At 33.5% G+C, this 19,123-nt stretch carries 20 protein-coding genes; 14 read left to right on the plus strand and 6 right to left on the minus strand.

Going from position 1 to position 19,123, the window contains the following annotated elements:
- Positions 1-2 precede the first annotated feature (2 nt).
- The 3 genes from Q0787_RS16335 to Q0787_RS16345 all read left to right on the plus strand — a co-directional run bounded on the left by Q0787_RS16335 (position 3) and on the right by Q0787_RS16345 (position 2,994).
- Positions 3-521: a hypothetical protein gene (locus tag Q0787_RS16335; RefSeq protein WP_298903914.1), complete on the plus strand. Its 519-nt coding sequence runs from the start codon at positions 3-5 to the stop codon at positions 519-521.
- 139 nt (positions 522-660) lie between these two features.
- The gene (locus Q0787_RS16340; RefSeq protein ID WP_298903915.1) at positions 661-2,502 is read left to right on the plus strand and encodes a Xaa-Pro dipeptidyl-peptidase; all 1,842 of its coding nucleotides are present in this window, start codon (positions 661-663) and stop codon (positions 2,500-2,502) included.
- Positions 2,503-2,994, plus strand: a complete 492-nt coding sequence (locus tag Q0787_RS16345; protein ID WP_298903916.1) for a GNAT family N-acetyltransferase — start codon at positions 2,503-2,505, stop codon at positions 2,992-2,994.
- 30 nt (positions 2,995-3,024) lie between these two features.
- Here Q0787_RS16345 and Q0787_RS16350 read toward each other — a convergent pair whose 3' ends face one another.
- Positions 3,025-3,666: a protein-L-isoaspartate(D-aspartate) O-methyltransferase gene (locus Q0787_RS16350; protein ID WP_298903917.1), complete on the minus strand. Its 642-nt coding sequence runs from the start codon at positions 3,664-3,666 to the stop codon at positions 3,025-3,027.
- 156 nt (positions 3,667-3,822) lie between these two features.
- On the opposite strand from Q0787_RS16350, the gene Q0787_RS16355 reads away from it, so the two are divergent.
- The 11 genes from Q0787_RS16355 to miaA are packed head-to-tail and all read left to right on the plus strand — an operon-like array spanning position 3,823 to position 14,126.
- A complete protein-coding gene (locus Q0787_RS16355; protein WP_298903918.1) occupies positions 3,823-4,782 on the plus strand; it encodes a Gfo/Idh/MocA family oxidoreductase in 960 nt (319 codons plus the stop codon).
- Between the two features lie 18 nt (positions 4,783-4,800).
- Entirely contained in the window at positions 4,801-5,691 is an 891-nt protein-coding gene (locus tag Q0787_RS16360) for a 3-hydroxyacyl-CoA dehydrogenase family protein (protein WP_298903919.1), read from the plus strand.
- A 12-nt stretch (positions 5,692-5,703) separates the two neighbouring features.
- Complete coding sequence (locus tag Q0787_RS16365; RefSeq protein ID WP_298903920.1) at positions 5,704-6,345, plus strand: M23 family metallopeptidase; 642 nt, start codon at positions 5,704-5,706, stop codon at positions 6,343-6,345.
- The gene (locus Q0787_RS16370) at positions 6,346-7,584 is read left to right on the plus strand and encodes a DUF1015 domain-containing protein (RefSeq protein ID WP_298903921.1); all 1,239 of its coding nucleotides are present in this window, start codon (positions 6,346-6,348) and stop codon (positions 7,582-7,584) included.
- A gap of 12 nt (positions 7,585-7,596) precedes the next feature.
- A complete protein-coding gene (locus Q0787_RS16375; RefSeq protein WP_298903922.1) occupies positions 7,597-8,226 on the plus strand; it encodes a hypothetical protein in 630 nt (209 codons plus the stop codon).
- A 1-nt stretch (position 8,227) separates the two neighbouring features.
- Positions 8,228-8,362, plus strand: a complete 135-nt coding sequence (locus tag Q0787_RS16380) for a hypothetical protein (protein WP_298903923.1) — start codon at positions 8,228-8,230, stop codon at positions 8,360-8,362.
- Between the two features lie 13 nt (positions 8,363-8,375).
- Positions 8,376-9,032 (plus strand): YggS family pyridoxal phosphate-dependent enzyme, encoded by a 657-nt coding sequence (locus Q0787_RS16385; RefSeq protein ID WP_298903924.1) that lies wholly within the window; start codon positions 8,376-8,378, stop codon positions 9,030-9,032.
- A 17-nt stretch (positions 9,033-9,049) separates the two neighbouring features.
- The gene (locus Q0787_RS16390) at positions 9,050-10,411 is read left to right on the plus strand and encodes an exonuclease domain-containing protein (protein ID WP_298904019.1); all 1,362 of its coding nucleotides are present in this window, start codon (positions 9,050-9,052) and stop codon (positions 10,409-10,411) included.
- A 3-nt stretch (positions 10,412-10,414) separates the two neighbouring features.
- Positions 10,415-12,373 (plus strand): DUF3857 domain-containing protein, encoded by a 1,959-nt coding sequence (locus tag Q0787_RS16395; protein WP_298903925.1) that lies wholly within the window; start codon positions 10,415-10,417, stop codon positions 12,371-12,373.
- Between the two features lie 21 nt (positions 12,374-12,394).
- A complete protein-coding gene (locus Q0787_RS16400) occupies positions 12,395-13,225 on the plus strand; it encodes an ion transporter (RefSeq protein WP_298903926.1) in 831 nt (276 codons plus the stop codon).
- Positions 13,215-14,126 carry a tRNA (adenosine(37)-N6)-dimethylallyltransferase MiaA gene (gene miaA, locus Q0787_RS16405; RefSeq protein WP_298903927.1) on the plus strand — a complete coding sequence of 304 codons (912 nt, stop codon included), beginning with the start codon at positions 13,215-13,217 and terminating at the stop codon, positions 14,124-14,126. Before Q0787_RS16400 ends, miaA begins: the two co-directional genes overlap by 11 nt.
- A gap of 50 nt (positions 14,127-14,176) precedes the next feature.
- On the opposite strand, the gene Q0787_RS16410 is transcribed toward miaA, so the two are convergent.
- The 5 genes from Q0787_RS16410 to Q0787_RS16430 form a co-directional block, all read right to left on the minus strand.
- Positions 14,177-14,887, minus strand: coding sequence for a response regulator transcription factor (locus Q0787_RS16410; protein ID WP_230935597.1), 711 nt, complete (start codon positions 14,885-14,887; stop codon positions 14,177-14,179).
- 3 nt (positions 14,888-14,890) lie between these two features.
- Positions 14,891-16,429, minus strand: a complete 1,539-nt coding sequence (locus Q0787_RS16415) for a sensor histidine kinase KdpD (RefSeq protein ID WP_298903928.1) — start codon at positions 16,427-16,429, stop codon at positions 14,891-14,893.
- A gap of 99 nt (positions 16,430-16,528) precedes the next feature.
- The gene (coaE, locus tag Q0787_RS16420; RefSeq protein WP_298903929.1) at positions 16,529-17,128 is read right to left on the minus strand and encodes a dephospho-CoA kinase; all 600 of its coding nucleotides are present in this window, start codon (positions 17,126-17,128) and stop codon (positions 16,529-16,531) included.
- Positions 17,125-18,093, minus strand: coding sequence for a CdaR family protein (locus Q0787_RS16425; protein WP_298903930.1), 969 nt, complete (start codon positions 18,091-18,093; stop codon positions 17,125-17,127). The genes coaE and Q0787_RS16425 overlap by 4 nt, the downstream gene beginning before the upstream one ends.
- Positions 18,083-19,096, minus strand: coding sequence for a glycosyltransferase (locus Q0787_RS16430; protein ID WP_298903931.1), 1,014 nt, complete (start codon positions 19,094-19,096; stop codon positions 18,083-18,085). Before Q0787_RS16430 ends, Q0787_RS16425 begins: the two co-directional genes overlap by 11 nt.
- Between the last annotated feature and the right edge of the window lie 27 nt (positions 19,097-19,123).

Here is a 19,123-nt window from a genome sequence, read left to right on the forward strand (position 1 = left end):
TTATGAAAAATTTAATTTTAATTTTATTCGTGATTGGTTCTCTTAGCTATGGACAAGATAAAACCGATTACTCAAAAAAAGTAGCATCCTTAGATAGTACAATAGAAACGTTATATAGTGTTATCTCTGGAGATAAAGGTGAAGCCCGTAATTGGGAATTATTCAAGTATCTATTTCATAAAGATGCTAAACTCATTCCGTCAGGGAAAGATAACGAAGGTACTCACAATGCCACCTTCATGACACCAGATGATTATATTCAACGCTCAGGTAAATGGCTTGTTGAAAATGGATTTCACGAAGTTGAAATCAGCCGAAAAGTTCAAACTTTTGGTAATATTTCTCAAGTATTTAGCACATACGAATCCTTCAGAAACAAAAGCGATAAAGAGCCATTTATGAGAGGGATTAATAGTATTCAACTATTAAACGATGGCAATCGTTGGTGGATTATTAATATCTATTGGCAACAGGAAACAAAAGACAACCCAATACCTAAGAAGTATTTGAGTAAACAATAAGTTTTTAGGTCTTACATCTTTTTAAACGCATACTCATGTTTAACTATAAAATGATTTAACTTTTATCAAAAAGTTAAATCATTTTAGTTTAGCCATATTACTTCTTATTTTTATCAAAACATTTATCAAACTATAAATTATGACAAGTTCAGTTAAATCGACATCATTAATGCTCTTTGCCTTATCGGTATTCTCTTTTAGCAATGCCCAAGATACGTCTCAAGAAGCAAAACCTGCTTTTAAAGACGGAGAAGCGCAAATCGTTGAAGCGTTTAGTGATTCTGGAAAATGGATACGACACGATTTATGGGTAGAAACTAATTTTGATACCGATGGCGACGGTAAATTAGACCGAATGCATGTTGATGTTACACGTCCAGAACAAACGGAAAGTGAAGGCTTAAAATTACCTGTAATATATGAAACAAGTCCTTATTATGCAGGAGTTGCTGCAGATGTACCAGGTGTGTTTTGGAATGTAGAGATAGAACTTGGAGAGGCCGCAGAAGAGCGCGCACATCCAGAGGTTAAGCGTCGTGGTAAACGCCCTATCATATCTAATTCTCTTATAAGAACTTGGGTTCCTAGAGGCTATATAGTTGTACATTCATCGTCTCCTGGAACAGGTTTATCACAAGGTGCTCCTACAGTTGGTGGCGACAATGAATCTCTAGCGCCTAAAGCTGTTATCGACTGGTTAAACGGTCGCGCAAAAGGTTATACAACACCAGATGGAAACGAAGAAGTTAAGGCCAATTGGAGTACAGGGAAAGTTGGTATGACCGGAACATCTTATAATGGTACTTTACCCTTAGCAGCAGCAACAACTGGTGTTGATGGTTTAGAAGTCATCATTCCAATTGCTCCTAACACGTCATATTATCATTATTACCGTTCTAATGGGTTAGTGCGTTCCCCAGGAGGATATTTAGGAGAAGACATTGATGTGCTTTACGATTATATTCATAGTGGCGATGAAGCTAAACGCCCTTATAATAATAAAACGGTTAGAGATACCGAAATGGCCAATGGCATGGATCGTCTCACAGGCGATTATAACGATTTTTGGGCTGGACGTGATTATCTCAATGAGATGAAACCAATGAAAGCCGCTTTGCTAATGTCACACGGATTTAACGATTGGAATGTCATGCCCGAACATAGCTATCGTATATATAAAGCTGCAAAAGAAAAAGGCTTGCCTGCTCAAATCTATTACCATCAAAATGGACATGGTGGCCCACCTCCTACAGCTATGATGAACCGTTGGTTTACACGATATTTACATGGTATTAAAAATGGCGTTGAAAATGAAGCAAACAAAGCGCATATCGTAAGAGAGGATGATAAACCAAATAACCCAACAACATATAAAGATTATCCAAACCCAGATGCCACAGATGTCACCCTGCATCTCACTGCTGGTGGAAATAAGGCAGGAGGCTTAAGTACGACTAAAACTAAAGGGAAAGCCATATCCGAAAAATTAATTGATGATGTAAGTTTCTCTGGAAAAGATTTAGCTAAAGCGGAATCATCAGAACATAGACTCTTATATCTTTCCCCTACACTTACTGAAGATATACACATTTCTGGCTTGGCAAATATTACTATTGAATTAAGTAGCAACAAACCAGCGGCAAATTTATCTGTTTGGTTGGTTGCCTTACCGTGGGATGGCGGAAAAATCACAAATGATATTATCACTCGTGGATGGGCAGATCCTCAAAATCATAAATCATTAACAAAGAGTGCTCCGTTAAAAATAGACAAATCCTATACTTTGAATTTCGATCTTCAACCAGACGACCAGATTATAAAGAAAGGCCAACAAATTGGTTTAATGATTTTTTCTAGCGATAAGGAATTTACATTACACCCAGACCCAGGTACGACGCTGTCTATAAATATCAAAAATACTAAGTTGAACCTCCCTATAGTTGGGGGGATTGAAGCTTATAAAAAGGCTACACAGAAATAAATGACAGAAATACGTGCAGTAAAAAGCAAGGATGACTGCAATGCTATTGCTCAACTAGCCAACATAATTTGGCGCGAGCATTATACACCAATAATTGGAAGAGATCAAGTAAGTTACATGCTTGATAAATTTCAATCTTCTGAAGCCATTAAGCAGCAAATAGAAGATGGTTACAAATATTATGCAATCAGTTATAATATGGTCTTGGTTGGCTACCTGGCGATTAAAAAAAATGACCATACCATGTTTTTAAGTAAAATCTATATCTCCAAAGATTTTAGAGGTCTTGGTATTGGCAAGACAGCTTTGAATTTTATCGATCAAGAAGCGACAAATCATGCGTGTAAAACGATAACATTAACGGTAAATAGGTTTAATACGAATTCTATCAATGCCTATGAAAAGTTAGGCTATATCAAAACCAGAACAGCCATTAAAGATATTGGTGAAGGTTATGTTATGGATGATTATATAATGGAGCGAACACTTTAATCATTATTTGTTAATAAAAAAAATAGCCATTTAATTCTTATCTTCTAATAAAGGTACAAAACGAAATTCTCCAAATTCATGTTGTTCAAACTCTTTTGCCCCTTTTCTAATAAATAAGGTCATAATTTGTACATCGTCTCCAACGGGAATAACTAAACGTCCTCCTATTTTAAGCTGACTTAATAAAGGTTTAGGTACGAAAGGAGCACCAGCTGTTACAATAATACTATCAAAAGGAGCTTCATCTTCTAAACCAATATAACCATCTCCAAAAATGAGTTTCTTTGCTCTGTATCCCAATTTTGGTAAGAATTTGCTTGTCTTTTTATAGAGTTCATTCTGGCGTTCAATACTGTACACCTTAGCGCCAAGCACACATAAAACAGCCGTTTGATAACCGCTTCCTGTTCCTATTTCAAGAACGGTATCACCACGTTTAACTTGCATAAGTTCGGTTTGAAATGCAACAGTATATGGCTGTGAAATGGTTTGATCGGCAGCAATTGGAAATGCTTTATCCTGATAAGCATGATCTAAAAAACTAGAATCCATAAATAAATGTCTTGGTATGGCACCTATAGCTTCCAGAACTTTTTCGTTAGATATGCCTTTGGATTTTAGCGTGGCCACCAGCTTTTGCCGTAGCCCTTGATGTTTAAACGTGTCTTTCAAAGTAGTTAAGTTTGTTATGCTAAAATAACTGAAACATTTTTATACTGAAAGTTAAATCTAATTGAATTATCAACCTCATAAAAGCAATGATTTTTTATTGTCATTTTCTCATAAATAAACTCTGAAAAATCTTATTTTTGTTGAAAACGTAAAATCATGCTAAAAGCTGGTGTTCTAGGTGCTGGTCACCTTGGTAAAATCCATTTAAGACTTCTTAATCAATCTGAAAAATATGACCTTGTTGGGTTTTATGACGCAGATGAAACCAATGCTAAAAAGGTGGAAACCGAATTTGGTTATAAATACTTTAATTCTATTGAAGCGCTTATTGAAGCTGTGGATATGGTAGATATTGTAACACCAACCTTGTCGCATTATGATTGCGCTAAAAAAGCAATCGCTCAAGGCAAACATATTTTCATTGAAAAGCCCATTACTAACACAGTTGAGGAAGCAGAACACATTAGAGAATTATTGGCCAAACATAACATTAGAGGTCAGGTTGGTCATGTAGAGCGTTTCAATCCGGCATTTATAGCAGTTCGAGATCAAGTCAATAACCCAATGTTTATTGAAACACATCGTTTGGCCGAATTTAATCCACGTGGCACAGATGTTCCTGTCGTTCTCGATTTAATGATTCATGACATAGACATCATCTTAAGCGTTGTTAGATCTAAAGTAAAAAATGTTTCAGCAAGTGGTGTTTCTGTAATAAGTGATACACCAGATATTGCAAATGCAAGAATTGAATTTGAAAATGGTTGTGTTGCTAATTTAACAGCAAGTCGTATTTCTCTTAAAAACATGAGAAAAACACGTTTCTTTCAAAAGGACGCTTACATCTCTGTGGATTTCCTTGAAAAGAAATGTGAAGTTGTAAAAATGAAAGATGCGCCAGAACAACCTGGAGATTTTGATATGATTCTACAAAACGCTGAAGGCATAAAAAAACAAATCTATTTTGACAACCCGCAAATAGCTAACAACAATGCTATCTTAGACGAATTAGAAACATTTGCTGATGCTATAAACAACAACACAACACCTATCGTAACACTTCATGACGGAACCGAAGCCTTACGCGTAGCAACAATGATAATAGATCAATTTTAAAAAATAAAATCAATATAAATGAAAAACGTAGCAGTTATAGGAGCTGGAACCATGGGAAACGGAATTGCCCATACTTTTGCTCAATCTGGATTTAAAGTACAATTAATAGACATTAGCGAAGATTCTCTTAAAAGAGGTATAGCCACCATTTCTAAAAACCTAGATAGAATGGTTGCTAAAGAGAAAATTTCTGAAAGCGACAAACAAACTACGTTGGATAATATTACAACATTTACTAGCATCACCGAAGGTGTGGAATATGCTGGTCTTGTGGTTGAAGCTGCTACAGAAAATATTGACTTAAAACTTAAAATTTTCAAGCAGTTAGATGAGGCGTGTCCAGATGACACTATTCTAGCAACCAACACTTCCTCTATTTCGATTACTCAAATTGGAGCGGCAACATCTCGTCCAGAAATGGTTATTGGAATGCACTTTATGAACCCTGTGCCTATCATGAAATTGGTAGAAATCATTCGTGGTTATAATACGAGTGACGAAGTAACTAATACCATTATGAAATTGTCAAAAACTTTAGGTAAAATACCAACTGAGGTTAACGATTACCCTGGATTTGTAGCCAACCGTATTTTAATGCCTATGCTTAATGAATCTATTGAAACACTCTACAATGGCGTTGCTGGTGTAGTAGAAATAGATACCGTAATGAAATTAGGTATGGCACATCCTATGGGTCCCTTACAACTTGCAGATTTTATTGGCCTTGATGTTTGTTTATCTATTTTGAATGTGATGTACGACGGATTTAAAAACCCAAAATACGCGCCTTGTCCATTATTAGTTAATATGGTTAGAGCAGGTAAACTTGGCGTGAAATCTGGTGAGGGATTCTATGATTATTCTGAAAGTAGAAAAGCAGAAACTGTAGCGAAGCAGTTTACTAAGTAAATCTCCTTTTTTATGACTCGTTTGTTTATTTGTGGGCTTCTTTTACTTGCTTTCGTAGCATGTAAGAACCATGATAAAACAACAAATGAGGAAGTCCATACTATAGAAGATATCGTAATTACAGAAGACACAACGGAAGTCATCGAGCAGAAAACAGACTATCTCAAACTTCTAACAGACAATCCTGATTATAGTTCTGATGGTTTTGATTTTCCTATTGGCAAACCAAATGCACGTGGTTATTACAATGCTCAAAAATTTCAAGAAAACGATCATTTAGGTGATGATTGGAATGGGGTTGGCGGTGGTAACACAGATTTAGGAGACCCTATATATGCTATAGCAAATGGTTATATTAGTGAAGTAAAAGATTATGAAGGTGGCTGGGGAAATGTAGTTAGAATCGTGCATTTACATAATAACACATTATACGAATCACTATATGCACATTGTGATACTATGGTTGTAAAGGCAAATAACTTTATAAAGAAAGGTGAGCAAATTGCTACTATTGGCAATTGTAATGGTAATTATTATGCACATCTTCATCTAGAACTAAGAGATGCCGTTGGCTTAAGTATTGGAGGTGGTTATTCTTCTGATACTACAGGATATCTAGATCCAACAGCGTTTATAAATAAAAACAGAAAATAATTGGCAAAAATACTTCCATTTAAAGCAGTTCGACCAACACGTGATAAAGTGAGCCTTGTTGCATCGCGCTCATATCAAACGTATACACAGGCTGAACGTGAAGCTCGATTAGATTATAACCCGTTTTCTTTTTTACATATCGTAAATCCTGGCTATAAATATGCCCGAGAGATTACAGGTACAGAACGCTATACACTTGTGCGCAATCGTTATTTGGAATTTAAAGAGGATAATGTTTTTGTGCATGACAAAACACCATCATACTACATTTATAAAATCGTAGATAGAGATCACCAAGTGTTTAATGGTATTGTTGCAGCAGCTAGTGCAGAAGATTACGAAAAGGACACCATCAAGAAACATGAGGATACTATTGAATATCGCGAACGTATTTTTAAAGACTATTTAAAAACAGTTGGATTTAATGCAGAACCTGTGCTTCTCACCTATCCAGATAATCCAACCATTTCAAAAATCATTCAAAACGTTCAAAAAGAGCGTGCAGAATTTGAATTTACAACAACCTATAGAGACACACATTATCTGTGGAAATTAGAAGATCCATCGTTACTTGACACTATCAAGGAAGCCTTTGAAAAAATGTCTACTATCTATATTGCAGATGGTCATCATCGCTCGGCGTCGTCATATTTGCTTTATAAAGACGAAAAAAAAAACAACCCAAAACATACTGGAGATGAGTCTTACAATCAATTTATGACCTTTCTCATTCCAGAATCAGAATTGCGTATTCATGAATTTAACAGACTAGTAAAAGACTTAAATGGACTTACAAAGGAAGAGTTCTTAATCGAATTGGATACCATCTTCAGAATTGAAAACAGAGGTGTTGTTCCCTACAAGCCCTCAAAAAAGCATCATTTTAGTATGTACTTAGATGGTGAGTTTTATTCCTTATACCTTCGGAAATCGCTCTACAATTTTAAAACATCTTTAGATGCCTTAGATCCACAAATTTTATACAATACTATTCTTCAACCTATTTTGGGCATTGAAGACCTAAGAAATGATGTGCGTATCGATTATATTAATGGCAAGAAAGACATCATTAATGTAAAAGAACGCATTGACAATGGTGAATTTGCTGTTGGGTTTGGTATGGTTCCTGTAGATATAAACGAAATGAAACACATTGCAGACGACGGACTTAAAATGCCCCCTAAGAGTACTTTTATTGAACCTAAACTTCGAAGTGGTGTCACAATTTATGAATTCTAAAATTGATATAGCATGAAACTCAGATGGTCTTTTATTGTATGTTTAATGACATTAACTATGCATGCTCAAGATTTCGAGGGTGTCATAACTTACAAGTCTGAATATCCTATAAATAAAACAGCTTTATCAAATGACGAACTCAAGAAAGAATTAGGCACAGATGTAACTACTTACTTCAAAAATGGATATTACAAAGAACTTACCAATTCAAGATTCATCAGTTATCAGCTTTTTAGGCATAATGATTCTATGGTGTATTACAAACACAACATAAAATCAGATTCATTGTTCTACAGCAAGGTTAACACTGACAAAAAGGAAACATTTTCCTATAAAATTGAAAAAAGAACAGATACAATTTTAGGCTATATATGCGATAAACTCATTGTAGAAGGTGGCTATGGTACAAAAACATACTATTATACCAGCGAACTCTCATTAAACCCTGAATATTACAAAAACTTTACGATAGGTAATAAGTATGACATTATGAAACTAATGAAAGCAATATACCTTAAGCTGGAAATGACCTACGATGCTATAAGCGTTAGAGTTGTAGCAACAGAAGTAAAAAAACAAAAGTTAGAAAATTCGGTTTTCGATATTCCAAAGCATCAATACATGATAGAACAGAATATGTAAAATGAAATATATCTTAGTCTCTTTATTAATTGTTATTATCATTTATAATATCTATAAACGATGGGACGAGTATACAGGAAAAAAGGCAGAAAACCCAAATGATTGGTGGAATGATAAAGGCTCAAATCTAGATTAATTATAACAAGGAAATGGACATCAAACAAAATCTAAATACAATACAATCTCAATTACCAGAGCATGTCACCCTAGTTGCTGTTTCTAAAACAAAACCTGTAAGTGATTTGATGGAAGCCTACGCTGCTGGGCAACGTGTTTTTGGAGAAAACAAAATCCAAGAAATGGTAGAGAAACACGATCAAATGCCTAAAGATATAGAGTGGCATATGATTGGTCATGTACAGCGTAACAAAGTGAAGTACATGGCAAAATTTGTGACTTTAATTCATGGTGTTGACAGCCTAAAATTACTCAAGGAAATTGATAAACAAGCTCAAAAGCATAATAGAATTATCAATTGTTTACTACAGATAAAAATTGCTGAAGAAGACTCCAAATTTGGAATGTCATCTTCTGATGCCAACGAATTATTACATTCAGAAGACTTTTCAACATTAAACAACGTTAATATTATTGGTGTTATGGGAATGGCAACATTTACCGATGACAGCTCACAAGTTCGACAAGAATTTGAAAGACTTAAATTAGCGTTTGATATGCTCAAAACAACTCATAATACACTTGATGTGATAAGTATGGGAATGAGCGGAGATTACCAATTAGCAATTGATTGTGGAAGTACAATGGTTCGTGTAGGAAGTAGTATATTTGGCAGTCGTAATTATTAAATTAAAAACATCAATTTATCTACGCAATACTCGACATAGAAACAACAGGCGGAAAGTACAATGAAGAAGGCATTACTGAAATTGCCATCTATAAATTTGACGGACATAAAGTCATTGATAAGTTCATTAGTCTTGTCAATCCAGAGCGCGAAATACAGCCCTTTGTGGTTAACCTTACCGGAATCAATAGTAATATGCTAAAAACGGCTCCAAAATTTTATGAGGTCGCCAAGCGTATTGTTGAAATTACCGAAGACTGTATTATTGTGGCTCATAACGCCCAATTTGATTATAGAATTTTACGAACAGAATTTAAGCGTTTAGGTTTTGGTTTTAAACGTAAAACTTTATGCACTGTTGAACTTTCAAAACAATTAATTCCAGACCAGCCTTCTTACAGTTTAGGTAAATTAACAAGAGCACTTGGCATTCCTGTTAGTGATAGACATAGAGCCAATGGTGACGCCATGGCTACAGTGAAATTATTTAAAATGTTATTATCTAAAGACATAGATAAACATATCATTAAAAGTAATGTCAAAACAGAAGTTATAAAGCGTCTTAATGATAATCATCGCTTAATTATAGATAAATTACCTTCTATTACAGGTGTCTATTATATTCATGATGAAAGCGGTGAAATTATATACATAGGTAAGAGTAAAAACATCAAGCATCGTATTAATCAGCATTTTACAAACAACAGTACTAAGTCTAAAAAACTACAACTATTAGCAAAATCAGTTACCTATGAAGCCACAGGAAGCGAACTTGTTGCCTTGTTAAAAGAGAGCGAAGAAATAAAAAGAAGTAAACCACTATATAACAGAGCGTTAAGACGAACTATCTTTACACACGCTTTATATAGTTTTATTGACGAAAATGGCTATATCAATTTAAAAATTGATAAAACAAATGCTAACGAAAAACCCATAACCACATTTAGCAATATGCAAAGTGCTAAAAGTTTTATGTTTAAAGTGGTTGAGCAATATATGCTCTGCCAGAAATTAACAGGTTTATATCCAACATCATCAAATTGCTTTAATTATACGATCAAAAGTTGTAATGGAGCCTGTATCAATGAAGAAGCTCCAGAAGATTATAATAAGCGTGTTCAGGAACTCATTGCTAAGAACAGCTATGACAATAAAAATATGGTTATTATCGATCAAGGTCGAGATATAGACGAAAAAAGTGTGATTTACATTGAGAATGGGGTTTTTAAAGGTTTAGGCTTTTACGATCTAAACCATCAAATTAATAATATCGAAATTCTCGAGTCTATTATTACACCAATGGAAAACAATCGAGACACACAGCACATTATTCAAAGTTATTTGCGCCGCAATAAAAGAGTTAAAACCATTTCACTTTAATTTATGAGATATATTACAGTATTACTTTTGTTACTAGGTGTTACTTCCGCACATTCACAATCAAAATTTAATTCAGACAGTTTTGATGTCACAAAAGAAGACCTAGAACTAAATGTATTTGAAAAAGATTCTACCGCAAATGCATTAGTTATATATGAAGTTGGAGAAAGTGATGTTAATTCTCGAACTCTCAATATTGAAACAGAGGTAAAGAAAAAAGTAAAAATCCTTAATAAAAAGGGATTTAGTTACGGCGAAGTAATCATTCCTCTTTTTGAAGATTATAGCGGAGACAAAGAAAGCATCAAAAACATAAAAGCTACTGTTTATAATCTCGTAAATGGTTCTATTGAAAAGACTAGATTAAAAAAGGCCGCTATTTTTGAAGAAGACGCATCTGAAAGTTTAAAAACTATTAAAATCGTATTTCCAAAAATAAAGGAAGGCTCTGTAGTTGTTTATAGCTACACCAAAATATCTCCTTTTCTATATAAGTACAAAGGATGGAGTTTTCAGAGTGACATTCCTAAATTGTATAGCGAATATAATGCAAGTATTCCTAGTCATTTTGAATACCATGCAAAATTAGTAGGAAACTTAGAATTTACATCTAAAGAAATCACAGAAGACCCTTATTGCACTAGAATACCAGGTAGTAATGCTATATGCAATGTTAGCAAGTATATTATGAAAGATATTCCTGCTTTTATTGTTGAAGATTATATCACTACAAAAGACAACTATCTGTCAAGAATTGAATACGAGTTAAAGTCTATAAAAGGATATCGAAATACTAAACATATCACAAAGACATGGCAAGTAGTTGATAATCAGATTCTTAAAGACACTTCTTTAGGACATGAATTGATCCAAACAACAGACTATAAAAATTTAATTTCAGAAGACATTACTTCGCTTTCTGATCCATTAGAAAAAGCGAAAAAAATCTTTGAATATGTTCAAAGCAACTACAAATGGAATGGCGGAAAACGTGCTTTTGACAACATTTCAACCAAATACCTAGTAGAACACAAAACGGGAAATGTTGGAGACATTAACATGTTATTGTACTTATTACTAAACGAGTTCGAAATCGACGTGCAACTCATCGTGCTCTCCACAAGGGAAAATGGGTTTGCTACGGTGCTTTACCCCGTTATTTCTGACTTTAATTATCTCATCATAAAAGCTGTAATTGATGGTAAAACATACCTATTGGATGCAACAAGTAACTATGTGGCCTTTGGAGAGGTCCCTTTTAGATGCCTTAATCAGTATGGAAGAGTTTTAGATTTTGCAAACGGAAGCTCTTGGTATGAAATAAAAATTGAAGACACTAGTCTCATGCAATATAGTTATGAGTTAAGCATTGATAAAGATCAAAACATTACAGCCAATGTAGATTTTGAATCAACTGGCTATCATGCTTTACCCATAAAAGAGCGTTATTTTGAAGATTCCGAAAAGTTTATACACAACTTTAAAAATGAGTTTGACTTCTTAGAATTTTCAAAATTTGAGGTAATTACAAAAGAAAAAATCTCAGACAGTTTTAAAAGTAGTTTTGAAGTACAAAACACAGCCGAAATCATTGGAAATAACATATATTTAAATCCAGTACTGTTAGAGTTTTTTCCAAAAAACCCTTTTAGATTACAAGAACGAAGTTATCCAATTGACTTTGGTTACAAGGACACTTATATCTATAAAATTAAAGTTAATGTCGATGATTCATATAACATATTAGAGATTCCTCAAAACCTAAACCTTTCTTTACCTGGTCGAGAGGCTTCAGTACGCTTTTCTGTTCAACAAAAAAACAATGAGGTCTTATTATATTTTAAATTATCCTTCAGTCAAGCCATTTATCCACCTAATTATTACGAAGCTCTAAAAGAAATTATGACTAAGGTTATTGACATACAGAACAACTCCATTATTGTCTTAGAGAAAAAACAATAAACTTTTAGTATTTTTGAATTCATGAGCACTAAAACTTCAAAATGGCAAAAGAAACTGCATGAAATAATTTATGAGGCAGATACGCCTGCCGGAAAATTGTTTGATGTCATCTTGCTCTTTGTTATTTTAGCGAGTATCGTTTTAGTAATGCTTGAAAGTGTAGAAAGCATTGACACGAAATATCATAACTTTCTTATTATTTCAGAATGGATTATTACCATTCTATTTTCTATAGAATATATAGCTAGAGTTATTAGTGTAAAAAAACCATTAAAATACGTTACGAGTTTTTATGGTATCATTGATTTACTTTCTACTATACCAATGTACTTATCCTTCTTTTTTGTAAGTTCAAGTTCACTCGTCGCTTTTAGAGCATTACGATTGTTACGTGTTTTTAGAATTTTAAAACTCACACGCTATATAGGCGCGTCAACAAATTTTGTAAGAGCTTTAAAAACCAGTCGAGCAAAAATTGCTGTTTTCCTTTCTTTTGTAATCATTTTATGCATTATTCTCGGAACGATTATGTATTTAGTAGAAAGCAAAGAAGGTAGTGGTTTTACAAGTATTCCGCGAAGTGTATATTGGGCTATTGTGACATTAACTACAGTTGGTTATGGTGATATTGCACCTGCAACACCCTTAGGTCAGTTTATTGCTTCTTTAATTATGATTATGGGTTATGGTATTATTGCTGTACCCACAGGAATTGTGTCTTCTGAAATGACAAAAGTAAATAAGCACGACGTACACACAAACACACAATCTTGCCCTAATTGTTTAGAAGGAAAGCATCGTGATAACTCTCAGTTTTGCCATAATTGTGGTCATGAATTAAATGAAAACTAACTATTTAATTTCTATTGTTGGTCCTACAGCGATAGGAAAAACGGCACTTAGTATTAAGCTAGCCAGTCATTTTAATACCGAAATTATTTCGGCAGATTCCAGACAGTTTTATAACGAAATGCAGATTGGCACTGCTGCTCCTACCCCTTCTGAACTTGCCGCTGCGACTCATCATTTTATAAAACATTTACCTGTAGATCACTATTATAATGTTGGTGCTTTTGAAAAAGATGCTATTGCATTACTTGATAAGCTGCATCAAAAACATAAAGTCGTCGTTATGGTTGGAGGGTCTGGACTTTATGTAAACGCTGTTACGAAAGGTTTAGACGATTTACCAAAAATTGATGTAGCCACAAGAACATTACTCAATACTCGATATCAAAACGAAGGATTAAAACCTTTACAGGCTCAACTTAAAGCATTAGACCCGAAAGCCTATAAAACAATTGCTATTGATAATCCGCAACGTGTTATAAGAGCTTTAGAGGTTTGCCTCTCAAGTGGAAAACCCTACTCTTCATTTTTAAAAGGCAAGGACAAGACAAGAGCCTTTAAGACGATTACCATTGGGTTAACAGCAGAGCGACAAAACATATATGATAGAATCAACCAACGTGTTGATCTTATGATAACCGAAGGTTTACTAGACGAAGTAAAGCAGTTAAAACCAATGCAACATCTCAATGCCCTTAATACAGTAGGATACAAAGAGCTCTTCAATTACTTAGACGGCACATGGGATTTAGAATTTGCTATTTCAGAAATAAAAAAGAACACCAGACGTTTTGCAAAACGCCAGCTAACCTGGTTTAAAAAGAACGAAAACACCATCTGGTTTGATTACCAATATAAGTTAGAAGCTATCGTAGCTGCAATTAAATTAGAGATGGATTCATAAAAAAACCAATCAACAAATGATTGGCTTCTTTTAATATGATATAATTCTAATTAGGCATCTTGATTAACAACTAATCTAAAACCTTCTCCATGGATATTTAAAATCTCCACGTTTTCATCTAATTTTAAATACTTTCTAAGTTTAGCAATATACACGTCCATACTTCGAGATGTAAAGTAGTTATCATCTCTCCATATTTTTGTTAAGGCCAATTCACGAGGCATTAGGTCGTTTTCATGTAAAGCTAACATACGTAATAATTCATTCTCTTTTGGAGATAATTTAATCGGATCTTTTCCATTAAATTTTAAGAAACGTAATTTAGAATTCAAGTCAAAACGTCCAATCTTGAATTCAAATTGCTTGCTATCTGCAATGGTATCTGTAGCTTTACGCTGCATAATTGCCTTAATCTTCATTAAAAGTACTTCACTGTCAAATGGCTTGTTTAAATAGTCATCTGCACCAACTTTATACCCTTTAAGAACATCTTCTTTCATAGCTTTGGCAGTCAAGAAAATAATTGGAACATCCGTATTCTTTTCCCTAATCTCTTTAGCTAGGGTAAATCCATCTTTATAAGGCATCATAACATCTAATATACATAGGTCATAATCGTCCTTTTTGAATTTTTCGAAACCTTCCATTCCGTTTTTAGCATGAACTACGTCATAGTCGTTCATGTTTAAATAATCTTTTAAAACCGTTCCAAAATTTGGATCGTCTTCTACTAAAAGAATTTTCTTATTTTGCTCTTCCATAATTTATGATATTAATGGTAGCTTTATTATGAATGTGCTACCTTTTCCCTTTTCACTTTCTACTGATATATGACCTTGATGATCATCTATAATTCGTTTAACATATGCTAAACCTAAACCGTGCCCTTTTACATTGTGTACATTTCCAGTATGTTCTCTATAAAACTTCTCGAACACTCTTTTTTGAACTTGCTTAGACATTCCATTTCCCTGATCTGAAATTTTAAGCAATACATTATTACCGACGTTTTCAGAATAAACATCAATCTTTGGTGCCGAATCACTATATTTAATAGCGTTGTCTAAAATATTGACAATCACATTTGTAAAATGTGTTTCGTTAGCCAAAACCGATGATTTATCTGCTTCTAAATGCGTTTTAACGTAGCCTTTTCTGTCCTCTACAATCAATTCAACATGCGTAATAGCATCTTCTACTAAGTCGTGGAGCTTTACACGTTCCTTACTAATGTTAAGTTCGTTTTTTTCTAACTTCGAAATTCGTAATACATTTTCTACTTGAGCATGCATTCTCTTATTTTCATCCTTAATCATTTTTAAATAACGCATGACCTTATCTTGATCACCAATTATTTTTGGATTTCGTATAGAGTCTAAGGCTAAATTTATAGTTGCAATAGGCGTTTTAAACTCATGCGTCATATTATTTATAAAATCAGTTTTGATTTGAGAGATTTGACGCTGTCTAATCAACTGATAAATAGCACTTGAATAAGCCAAAATAATTATGGAAGTAAAAATGATAGATAATACAATCATTCCCAAAATTGACGATAATAAATATTTTCTCCGTTCAGGAAAATCTACATATAACGAGTATTTACTTCTTCCTTTATCATCCAAAAAAACTGGAATTCCTATAGTAGACTCTGGATTTAATTCAAAATTATCAGACCTAATTTTAGTCGATAAATCTTTGTCATAAATTGCATATTCAAACGCTGTTTTTATACCACTAATTGAAAATTGAGATTCTAAAAAATCTGAAACTTCCTCATTAGAGATACGTTTATAAATTGGATAGTTTTTATAAACTGCGCGATAGTTTTTTTTGTAAAAACTTCGCCCCAACTCGTCCATTGTACTATAATCTCTAAACGTTTGAGATGGGCTTAAACTTATTCTTCCATCTATAGGGCTTCGATCATAAACTTTGGTTTCACTAATATTAGTAAACCTGCTTATGTTTATACTGTCTGTACCAATGTCAAAGAACAATGAGGGCACTTTAAAACTTTCTTCCGCAATGGCATTTCTAAATTGTATGGCCTGATCAGTATCTTCATCAAAAGAGTCATAAATCAAAAGTTGTTTGATTTCTGTAGTATCAGGCGTTCTACCATTTTTGGTAACTTCTTTATATAACCTATCATAACTAAGAAGTTCTTTGTCTTCAATAGCTTTCGACACTAAACTTAGAGATCGAATAACATCAGACGTAAATTGTTTTTCCTCGTTTTTTAAGGTGTTATTTATAAAAAATGCTTGAACGAAAATGATGCCAATGAGTGATAAACTCATTAAAACCACCAATAAAATGAATAGCTTTTTGCCCATCATTCAAATTTAGTATTTTAACATTTAGAACTATTACCATTTAACCTTACATTAACAAATATGTTAATTTTTCGATTTTTTGATTTTTTGGAGAATAAATTCATGAATTTTTAAAACTTGTTTTTGAGTATGCTCCAAATCGTTGTTAACAATCACAAAATGAGACTTTTCAGTCTTTTCCTTGTCACTCATTTGATTTTTTATGACGGCCTCAATTTTTGATTTCGTCTTATCATCTCTTTTCATAACACGTTTAATACGTTCGTCTATATGAGCTGTAACGGTTATAATATAGTCATACTCATCTTCTTTACCTTGTTCAAAGATAATTGCGGCCTCTTTGATCACATAATCAGATTTTTGCTTCTTCATCCATCTTTTAAAATGGGATGCCACTTTAGGATGCACAATGGCATTCATTTTTTCAAGATACGTCTTATCATTAAAGATTTTTGAGGCTATAAAGGGCTTATTAAGTCCTTTTTTGGTGTATGCTTCTTCTCCAAAAAGCGTAATAAGTTTACGCCTAATAACTTTGGACCTATTCATTAATAGCTTCGCTTCGACATCTGCTATATATATAGAAACACCAAGCTCTTCAAAGAAAGAGGCTACTGTAGTTTTTCCACTACCTATTCCGCCAGTAAGTCCAATTACAATCATTTTATAATAATATATTCTACTTTATTCTGCTTCATTTTAGCCGTTTTAACCTTGGATGAATTTACAATCAATTTGGGCGTAAAGTAGGACTTTCCAGACGCTAACACTTCATTGTAATCACATTCAATTTTAAAATCATTGGGAGTGACATATTTATAATCCTTTAAACTCAAATAGTAAGCTACTTTTATGTGCTTCGGAAAAAAGTTAATTTCATTAGTATTAGGCAAGTTTAAAATTGAAATAGGAATTTCAAATGTTCCTTCCGTAAATTTCTCTACCTCTGCTTTAATCCTGACATTATCTTCCGATAGTTTTAAATGCTTTGACGTGCTCTCGAATGCTAAATCTAATTCGGTATCTACATTGGTCTTGACATTATTTAAGTTGAAAGGCACGGTTTCAATGAATGCTATTTCAGAAATTTGGTCTTCTGCTCCTATAACTTTGACCGAATCTGGCATGAGTTCAATTCCATTTAAAGCATCATATCCTAGAGCATAGCTGACTTTAGATTTTAAAACTACTGGTACCATTTTAGTGCTTAATTTTCCGAAAGGAAAACGCAAAGTATCTGGAGTGACTGAAACGATTTTAACCGAATTACCTAATTGCTCCTTAATAGCGTAGGTTCCTTTTTCTGCAAGCCATATATATGTGTTGTCTTTCACAAACGTACTCGTCTCAAAATCTAACTGATAGGAATTATCATAAAAGTAATATGAGAACAAATTGAATCCATGCGTTGACACGGTTACATTCACTTTAGGAACACTATCGAGCGTAATCACATTAGCTTCAGGTAAGTTTTTATATTCTACATTAAAAGGGATTGTTTCCACATAAGTTTCTGAAAGTTTAGTTACAACTAAAATTAAGAATGCTATTAAAAAGAAAAGACCAAAAACATTAAGTCTTTTATTTCTTATTGATTGTCCTAATTTTGATTTTATACTATTTAGCATTTTTAAAAAATAATTTAGGAAATCTTTGTTCTGGTTTCTTTTTTAAAACCGCTACTGCCAATGTAGATTTTAAAAACCCATAGCCATAACCGAAAAACTGAATAAAAATAGCTAAAATAGATTGAATGGCTACACTTAAATTTACAGTAGCTGTTAAAGCCAAAACAAAAGCAAATAGAATATACAAGGCATACATCATTATGAAAATTTTAATTCCAACTAACCAACCAATTAATGCTATTATAAAACCAAGCGAAAATACGGTTGGAAACCAATACGTCAAACGTCTCGTTTCGGGATGCCAACTATTAAGAATTGGTCTTACTAAACCAAATTTATGAACTTGCTGATAAAATTTCTTCCAAGAAATGCGTCTTTTATGATATACGAAGGCCTCGTTAATTAACACTGTATCATAACCCAAATTATTCAACCTTATTGATAAATCTGGATCTTCACCTGGGTGAATGATACCAAAACCACCAGAACTCGTAAAGGCTTCCTTAGAGATCCCCATGTTAAAGCTACGTGGTTGAAACTTATCTCCCGATATTTTCCCTCCTCTTATGCCTCCAGTAGATATGAAAGACGTCATTGCAAAGTTAATCGCTTTTTGCAAATTGGTAAATGAACCATGTGCCGCATCAGGGCCTCCAAAACAATGAACAAAATTAGCAGAAAGATATCTATTCACAGTTTCCAAGTACTGTGATGGCAGTAAACAATCGGAATCTAAAATAATAAAGTAATTTCCTTTTGCCCTTTGCATTCCAAAATTTCTCGAATCTCCAGGTCCCGAATTTTCTTTAAAGAAATAGGATATATCCAATTGTGCCTTGTAGTTTTCTACCACATGCCTACAATCTTTGGATGATCCATCTTCAACAATAACAACCTCATAAGCCAGATCTCCATCTAATTGGCTAAAACTCATAAGTAGTTCTTCTATTTCTTCGGGTCTGTTATATACAGGGATTATAAACGAAAAATGCAGTGCTCTCATACAATACAAAGGTAGCCATTGTATTTA

The organism is uncultured Psychroserpens sp. (assembly GCF_947492715.1).
Lineage (GTDB): Bacteria > Bacteroidota > Bacteroidia > Flavobacteriales > Flavobacteriaceae > Psychroserpens.